This window comes from Mucilaginibacter sp. (assembly GCF_039207105.1).
Lineage (GTDB): Bacteria > Bacteroidota > Bacteroidia > Sphingobacteriales > Sphingobacteriaceae > Mucilaginibacter.
Genome location: NZ_JBCECK010000164.1, coordinates 1,156 through 10,427, shown reverse-complemented (window position 1 = coordinate 10,427; position 9,272 = coordinate 1,156). Strand labels below are relative to the sequence as shown.

At 42.7% G+C, this 9,272-nt stretch carries 5 protein-coding genes; all 5 read left to right on the top strand.

Features of this window, described 5'->3' with window-relative positions:
- A partial coding sequence (locus tag AAGC65_RS22015) for a RagB/SusD family nutrient uptake outer membrane protein (protein WP_343114623.1) occupies positions 1–1,790 on the top strand: 1,790 nt, incomplete at its 5' end.
- Positions 1,791–1,850: 60 nt separating this feature from the next.
- On the top strand, positions 1,851–3,512 hold the full coding sequence (locus tag AAGC65_RS22010) for a polysaccharide lyase (RefSeq protein ID WP_343114622.1): 1,662 nt from the start codon (positions 1,851–1,853) through the stop codon (positions 3,510–3,512).
- 77 nt (positions 3,513–3,589) lie between these two features.
- The gene (locus tag AAGC65_RS22005) at positions 3,590–6,691 is read left to right on the top strand and encodes a DUF6298 domain-containing protein (RefSeq protein ID WP_343114621.1); all 3,102 of its coding nucleotides are present in this window, start codon (positions 3,590–3,592) and stop codon (positions 6,689–6,691) included.
- 6 nt (positions 6,692–6,697) lie between these two features.
- On the top strand, positions 6,698–8,083 hold the full coding sequence (locus tag AAGC65_RS22000; protein WP_343114620.1) for a glycoside hydrolase family 140 protein: 1,386 nt from the start codon (positions 6,698–6,700) through the stop codon (positions 8,081–8,083).
- Positions 8,084–8,101: 18 nt separating this feature from the next.
- Complete coding sequence (locus tag AAGC65_RS21995; protein ID WP_343114619.1) at positions 8,102–9,022, top strand: glycoside hydrolase family 43 protein; 921 nt, start codon at positions 8,102–8,104, stop codon at positions 9,020–9,022.
- The last annotated feature ends 250 nt before the right edge of the window (positions 9,023–9,272 follow it).

The following is a 9,272-nucleotide window of genomic DNA, read 5'->3' as shown; positions in this document are numbered from 1 at the left end:
TTACATTGCTATCAACCAGCTGTAAAAAAGTATTAAACAAACAGGATCTTACCAGCGCTTCTCCTGATTTAATATTTGGTGATTCTGTTTTAGTAAAACAAAATGTTGACTTTATTTATGGCCAGAATTTACCTAACTGGTATGGTAATACAGGAGGTTCGGTATCAAGTAACTTAAACGGTATTTGTGATGAAGCTTATAACGATAATAAGTTTGTGCAAGGTACTCTTACCAACAATGATGTTACTGATATTGGTAGTAGTAATACATCGGGTTCATATAATAAAATCAGGATCATTAATACTTTTTTGCATGATTTAGCAGCCGGTAAACTTTCGGCTGACACAAAAAAAAGATTTGCCGCACAAGTTTTGTTTTGGAGAGCCTATCGTTATTTTGATCTGGTTAGATTATATGGTGGTGTCCCTTTAGTGCTAACGCCTTTAGACGCGGTAGGTGATGCAAATAAACAGGCTGCGCTGTTACCCCGAACCAAAACATCTGATTGTATTAAACAAATTGTTGCCGATTTAGATTCGGCTATCAAGAGCTTGCCGCAAAGATGGCCTGATTCTAAGGATGATTATGGCAGAATAACTTCTCAGGCAGCAGCTGCCTTTAAGGGTCGGGTTTTATTAACCTGGGCAAGTCCGGAGTTTAATCCTACAAATGATCGTGCAAGGTGGCAGCAAGCTTACGATGCCAATCTGCAGGCAGTGAATATTTGTAACGCCGCAGGTAATAAATTAATGCCCGATTATGCCGGTTTATGGTTTGTTGAAGGCTATTCAAATACAGAGGCTATAATGGTTACAGCTTATAATTCAGCCACCGGTGATCAGCAAAAAGATAATAATGGTTATGACCTTTCTACCAGGCCGGCTTATACAGGCACTGGTAGCCCTTCAGTTTCAAACCAACCCATATGGGAGATGGTGCAATCTTACCCTATGCTTGATGGTTTGGTACCAAATGCTTCAAGCAAGTATCCTTATTCGATACAAACATTTTATAAAAACCGTGATCCGCGGTTTGATAAAACTATTGGTTTTAACGGATGTAACTGGCCTCTAAATAGTAATAATGCATTCAGATTATGGACTTACTATTATACTGACCCATCATCTAAAAAAGTTGTAACGACTGAGCCAATTACAGCATCTGCTACAACAACCGGTTTTTATTTACGTAAGGCTATTGATCCAAGTTTAGCAGCTGCTAATGTTATGTATTCAGGAAATGATTGGATTGAGATACGTTATGCGGAAGTCTTGTTGAACTTAGGTGAATGTGCTGCCGAAATTGGCAATCTGGGCCAGGGACAGGAAGCATACAGCGCATTGATTGCTTTACGTAAGCGCGCCGGTATTGAACCCGGCAGCGACGGTCTTTATGGTTTAGTTCAGGGAATGAGTCATGATGCAATGATTAATGCCATTATGCTTGAGAGAAAAATTGAACTGGCTTATGAAGGTAAAAGATTCTGGGACTTAAGAAGAAGAAATATGTTGCAGTCCACACTCAATGGAACCAGAAGATCAGGAATCAGGATTACGTTGAATTCAAACGCACCTGCAAGTTTGCTTCCTCCATATTCAGGTCGTGATCAGTTAACCTCAGATGATGCTTATACCTATTTTACTATAGCACCGGTAACGCTGGATAATAAGTATACGCTGAATGTACAAACATCAGTTGATTTCTTTGGAATACCTACTGCTACAATGAATAGCGACCCTAATATTGCTCAAAATAAAGGTTGGGGAGGTTCTTTCGATCCTCAGCAATAACATTAAAGGGCAGGATAATTACCTCCTGCTCTTATTTAAATTTATAATGAAAAACCAAATATGAAAAAATACACAACTTTATTTATAGTAGTAGCAGCATTAGGATTTGCCAAACCGGCTTTTGCGCAGTACCCTGAGGTACCGCAAAAGGTAAAAGACGAGAGCGAAGCCATGATGAAAGAGGCTGAACGCCGTTCAGATTCGGCCTGGCAGGTGGCGTTGCCTATTATAAAAGCCGATCAACGGAAAGGTAAAGTATATGTACCCTGGGCTGCCCGCCCTACAGATCTGCCGCAGGCTAAGATCCCGGCCTTTCCTGGCGCTGAAGGTGGTGGTAAATTTACTTTTGGCGGTCGTGGCGGTAAAGTATATGTAGTCACAAGTTTGGCAGATAATGGCCCGGGAACCCTGCGCGATGCCTGTGAAAAAGGTGGTGCGCGTATCATTGTATTTAACGTTGCCGGTATTATCCGTATCAAAACACCAATTATCGTACGGGCTCCATACATTACCATTGAAGGCCAAACTGCTCCGGGAGATGGTATTTGCGTAGCCGGTGAATCATTTTGGGTAAATACGCATGATGTGGTCATCCGTTACATGCGTTTCCGTCGTGGCGAAACTAATGTTGGCCGCAGGGATGATGCTTTGGGTGGTAACCCGGTTGGAAACATCATTGCCGATCACGTATCAGCCAGCTGGGGACTTGATGAAAACTTCTCTATGTACAGGCACATGTTTGATCCGGGAGACGGTTCAAAAGAAGAAAAATTGGGCACGGTGAATATCACCATTCAAAACTGTATCTATTCAGAATCGCTTGATTACTGGAACCATGCTTTTGGCAGTACAACCGGCGGCGAAAACAGCACCATGCTGCGTAATTTGTGGGCCGATAATACAGGCCGCAACCCATCTGTAGGTTGGAATGGCGTTTATAACTTCATTAACAACGTGGTATTTAACTGGCACCACCGCTCAATGGATGGTGGTGATTATACTACCAATTATAATATTATTAATAACTATTTTAAACCAGGTCCGGTAACGCCTAAAAATGAACCAGTTGGTCACCGTATACTTAAACCTGAATCTGGTCGCAGTAAGTTAAAGGAAAAAGTATTTGGCCGGGTTTACGCTGTGGGCAACATTATGGAAGGATATCCTGAAGTAACTAAAGACCCCTGGAACGGTGGTATACAGATTGAAGGCCCAGGCGGTAAAGAAATGCCCGACGCTGGTGAATACAAAGATTATATGAAATCTGATGTGCCATTCGCTATGACTCCGGTAAATATCCTCTCGGCCAATGATGCGCTTAAGTTTGTTATAGCCAATGCCGGCGCAACTTTGCCTAAACGCGATGCGGTTGACACTCGAATCACTGAACAAGTTCGTACAGGAAAGATTACTTATAAAGATATGAAAACTGATACCGCTTATCAGTTTAAGGTGCGCAAATTACCTAAAGACTCTTATAAACTGGGAATTATTACTGCTCCGTGGCAAGTAGGTGGGTATCCGGAATATAAAGGATCTCCGTACAAAGATAGTGACGCCGATGGATTACCTGATGATTGGGAAACAAAACACGGACTAAATCCTAAAAATGCTGATGATTCTGCTCAGCTTGCTAAAGATGGTAGCGGTTATAGCAATATTGAGGTTTACCTGAATACTGTAGCCATGCAAGGCGAAAAGAAATTGGCTAATATAAAATAAGTATATACACAGGGGCGATGTTAGGATTTCGATTAAAAAAAGATCTTTATGTTCTGAGTTGGTTAGTGATGGGGTGCATGCTGTTGCATGCGCCCTTATTTGCTCAAAATAAGAAGAAAGTAATTAAACCACCATCGCCTGTTGCTGCTGATAAAAGCGGAAAATTGATATATACTGTTGCTCCTAATGGTGATCGTATTCCAGATTATTCTTATTGCGGGTATATGGCTTCCGAAAAAGCAATACCAGAAGCCCAGGTCCGTGTAAGTGTACCCCTAAAAACCGGTGATGCTACCTTGCGTATCCAGGCAGCCTTAGATTATGTAGCCACCTTACCTGTCGGTTCTGATGGTTTGCGTGGTGCTGTGTTACTTAATAAGGGCACTTACCTGGTAAACGGCAATCTTAAAATAAAAGCATCTGGCGTGATTTTACGTGGAAGCGGCATGGGAACCAACGGAACTTTATTATTAGCAGGAGGTAAAGACAGGGAAACCTTTATTCATGTTTTAGGAAAAAACGACAGGCAAACCGAAAAAGAAATTAAAATTACAGATGCTTACATACCTGTAAACGCTAATACATTACATATAGATGCCGGTGCTAATATTAAAGCTGGCGATATGGTTATGGTTCACAGGCCAAGTACACAGGCCTGGATCAATACCATCAAAACAGATCATTTTGGCGGCGACCTAACCGCTCTGGCTTGGAAACCCGGCGAGCGTGATATTTATTGGGACAGGAGAGTTACTGCCATTAATGGTAATACGATCACCCTTGATGCTCCGCTCACTACAGCTTTAGATACTGCCTTTGGCGGGGGAATGGTAAGTACCTATAAATGGCCGGGCCGTATAGCGCAGGTAGGTATTGAAAATTTAACCTTACGGTCTGCTTATGATGCCACTAACCTTAAGGATGAGGCTCATCGCTGGATGGCCATCACAATGGAAAATGTTACCGATAGCTGGGTTCGCCAGGTAACTTTTGAACATTTTGCAGGTTCGGCAGTGTTTGTGGGCACAACCGGTAACCGCATTACGGTTGAAGATTGCAGGTCACTCGCACCGGTATCAGAAATAGGAGGGCAGCGCCGGAATACCTTTTTAACTATGGGCGGTCAAAACCTTTTTCAGCGCTTATATTCAGAAGAAGGTTTTCATGATTTTGCCGCAGGGTATTGTGCACCCGGCCCAAATGCTTTTGTGCAGTGTATGACCATGCGGTCAAACAGCTTTAGCGGAAGTATTGATAGCTGGGCATCAGGTGTTTTATTTGATATCATTAGCATTGATGGTCAGGCCCTGAGCTATATGAACCTTGGCCAGGATGGTCAGGGTGCCGGATGGAACGCAGCTAACAGCCTTTTCTGGAACTGTACCGCTGCCCGTGTAGATTGCTATCAGCCTCCAACCGCTCAAAACTGGGCTTTTGGTACCTGGGCACAATTCTCCGGCGATGGTTACTGGGAGTCATCAAACAGCACTATCAATCCGCGAAGTTTTTATTATGCACAATTAGCAAACCGTTTAAATAAAGACGTGAGTAAGCAGGCCGGTATCCTTTATCCTGCTACGGAGCCATCAAGCAGTCCTACGGTTGAGCAAGCCGCTGAACTGATGGCAGACGCCAGAAAACCAGCCATCACGATTAACGATTGGATAGGCAAGGCCGCGGAAAGGCATCCTATAAGTACAACATCGGCAGGTGCTAAAACTATTGATGAAATTGGTTATCAGCAAAAAGTTGTATCTGCGGTAGCTCCTAAAATGAGTGTTCAAAATGGTTGGCTGGTACGTGGTAATACTGTGCTTGCAGGTAAACATTTTGAAACACCTTGGTGGAATGGCACTGTTCATCCTGATTATACAGAAACTACTGCTAAGCCTGCCATCACCCGCTGGGTACCCGGCCAAACCGGCACCGGCTTAACTGATGATTTGGATGAGGTAAGCGATTGGATGCAGAAAAAGAATATTGTAGTATTTGAACATAATTATGGCCTGTGGTATGATCGTCGTCGTGATGATCATGAGCGCATCCGCCGCATGGATGGCGATGTATGGGCGCCGTTTTATGAACTGCCTTTTGCCCGTAGCGGTAAGGAGCTGGCCTATGATGGTTTAAGTAAATATGACTTGACTAAGTATAACACCTGGTACTGGGATCGCCTGAAACAATTTGCATACCTGGCTGACGAGAAAGGTTTAGTACTGGTTCATCAAAACTATTTTCAGCATAATATCATCGAAGCTGGTGCCCACTATACCGATTTCCCGTGGCGAACAGCAAACAATATCAACGGCAGTGGTTTCCCGGAACCCGTGCCTTATGCGGGTGAAAAACGCCAGTTCATGGCCGAGCAATTTTATGATGAAACCAATCCGGCAAGACGCAAGCTTCATCAGGCATACATTTATAAATGCCTGGATAATTTTGTAGGCAACAGCAATGTAATTCAACAAATCGGTGCGGAATTTACAGGCCCGCTGCATTTTATGCAGTTTTGGGTAGAAACCATTAAACAATGGGAAACTACCCATAAAAAGAAACAGATCATAAGCCTTAGTGCTACCAAAGATGTACAAGACGCTATTCTGGCCGACGCTTCAAAAGCATCAGTTATTAATGTTATAGATATCAGGTATTGGTATTATCAGGCTAATGGTACGGCTTATGCTCCAATTGGTGGCCAAAGTTTGGCTCCGCGCCAGCAGGCACGCATATTTAAACCGAAGGCTGCTTCATTTGAGCAAGTTTATAGGGCAGTACATGAATATCGTACCAAATATCCGGATAAAGCGGTGCTGTTTTCTGCAGATGGTTATGAGCATTTTGGGTGGGCAGTGTTTATTGCAGGTGGTTCCTTACCTGTATTACCTGCCGGAACAAATTCTCAGTTTTTAACTGTAGCAAGCACCATGAAGCCTGCTGAATTGCCTGAGAGTCCGAAAGATCAATGGGCATTAAGTTCATCAAAAGGATATATTGTTTATAACAGTGCTAATAGCCCCATTCGTCTGAATCTTCCTTCTGATGCCAGTTATAATACCCGATGGATTGATCCCCAAAGTGGCCAGTTATTAGAAGGAACCGGGCAGATAAAAGGAGGAAATGGCACAGAAATAAAAAGTCCAAAGGCCGGAGCTTCCATTTTATGGTTAACACGTAACTAAGTATTTATGCTAAAGAAAATCATCCTGTTAGGTATTGCCTGTTGCCTGTTTTTTTCATTTAAAAGCAGTGAGCCAATTATATCGTCGTTAAAAGTATCATCAAATCACCGCTATTTTACAGCTGGCGGTAAACCATTTTTTTGGCTGGGTGATACAGGTTGGCTCCTGTTCTCAAAAATGAAACGTGAAGAAGCTGAGCAATATCTGGATACCCGGAGCAAACAGGGTTTTAACGTGATACAGGTAATGGTTGTACATAGTGTAGCTGAAGTAAATGCCTATGGCGATTCGGCGTTGAGCAATAGAAATATTGCTATGCCTAAGGTTACTCCCGGCAATACTTTCGGAAAAACGAATGAGTATGATTATTGGGATCATATAGATTGGATCATTAATAAGGCTGCCGAAAAGGGGCTATATGTAGCCATGGTACCTGTATGGGGTTCGGTAGTAAAAGGCAACCATATAGGCGCAGCAAGAGCTAAAATTTATGCTGAGTTTTTAGCCAAAAGATACCGTGAAAGATCAAATGTGATATGGATGAATGGTGGCGACATTCCCGGAACGGATTCTTTAAAAACATGGAATGCCATTGGTAATACGTTGGCGGCTTTAGATACAGCTCATTTGATCACATTTCATCCTCGTGGCCGCACACAATCATCTACCTGGTTTCATGACCAGTCCTGGTTAAGCTTTAACTGTTTCCAATCAGGACATCGTACCTATGCACAGGATACCTCTAAAAAAGACTTGAATTATGGCGAGGATAATTGGAAATATGTACAAGTTGATTACGCCAAAAATCCCGTAAAGCCTACATTGGATGCTGAGCCATCTTATGAGAAAATACCTCACGGCTTGCATGATGTAAAACTTCCCCGCTGGACTGCCGCTGATGTTCGTCGTTACGGATATTGGTCGGTTTTTGCAGGTGCTTGCGGATATACTTATGGTAATAACGATGTGATGCAAATGCACAAGCCAGGTGAGAAAAAAACGGCTTACGGCTCAAAGGGGTTTTGGTTTAACTCTATCAATGATCCAGGTGCTCAGCAAATGATCTACTTGAAGAAGCTGATGTTATCCCGTCCATATTTGGAGCGAGTACCCGATCAGTCAATAATTGCAGGCAACGAGGGGCGCAAATATGACAGGCTCATAGCCACACGCGGTAAAAACTACGCTTTTGTATACACTTATACCGGCAGGGAAATCAGTATCAATACCCAAAAGTTAGCAGGTACACAAATAAAAGCATCATGGTACAATCCACGTAACGGACAAATTACAGCTATTGGTACGGTTGCCAAAGCCAGTATGCTTAAATTTAAACCTCCGGGCCAGAAAGCAAACGGTAATGATTGGGTACTGATTGTTGACGCTATATAAACCTAAAATAAAATACACATGAGCAAATCTGTTAAGCATATAGTGTTAGGGCTTATCCTTGTTTTTATGGCTTCATGTAAAACAGGTAAAAGTGTTTATATGTTTACCTCGTTTCATGAACCGGCAGACGGTGGGCTTCGCTTGTTGTATAGTTACGATGCCTACAACTGGACAGACCTCAATAAGGTATTTGTAAAGCCTGAAGTTGGTGACGCGAAAATTATGCGTGACCCATCCATAGTACAGGGGCCTGATGGAGTATATCATCTGGTATGGACAACTAACTGGAAAAATGATCAGGGTATAGGTTATGCCAATTCTAAGGATCTGATACATTGGTCGGCCCAGCAACATATCAATGTGATGGGCTATGAACCTACCGCTGTAAATGCGTGGGCTCCGGAATTATTTTATGATGATGAGCAGGCTCAATTTATTATCGTATGGGCATCAACAGTACCTAAACGCTTCCCGAAAGGGCAGGAGGATGAAAATAACAACCACCGACTATATTATACTACTACCAAAGACTTTAAAACCTTTGCTCCAACTAAATTATTTCTCGATCCCGGTTTCAGCGTAATAGATGCCGAAATTGTAAAACGAGCCCAAAATGATTATGTGCTGGTAATGAAAGACAATACCCGGCCCAACCGGAATATTCTGGTTGCCTTTGCCAGTAATCCTATAGGCCCTTATCATGATTATACGCCTCGGTTTACCGAGATGTATAGTGAAGGGCCATCAATAACCAAGGCGGGTAAAAATTGGCTTATCTATTATGATTCGTACCGTTTAAAAAGATATGGCGCTATGCGTACCCAAGACTTTAAAACTTTTACCGATATCAGCGATAGCTTGAAAGTACCCGTGGGTCATAAGCACGGTACCATATTTAAAGTGACCAAAAAACAGCTGAACCTTTTACTTAAAGACTAACAGCTAAACACCGACAAAAGCTAATATGAATAAGACCACTATCTATATATTACTTCTTATCCTAATTGCTGATATGGCACATGCACAGGATACCGTGCGCTATACAGGCAATACCGTAGTTAATGTAGATTACCATCACGGGCAGTTGAGTCCGGTTGTAGGTGTGCATAGCCAGCAGATATTCAGGGCAAACCGCGAACATCCGGAACTGGCCGATGGCTTTGGTTTTACCTATAACCATGCACCCATG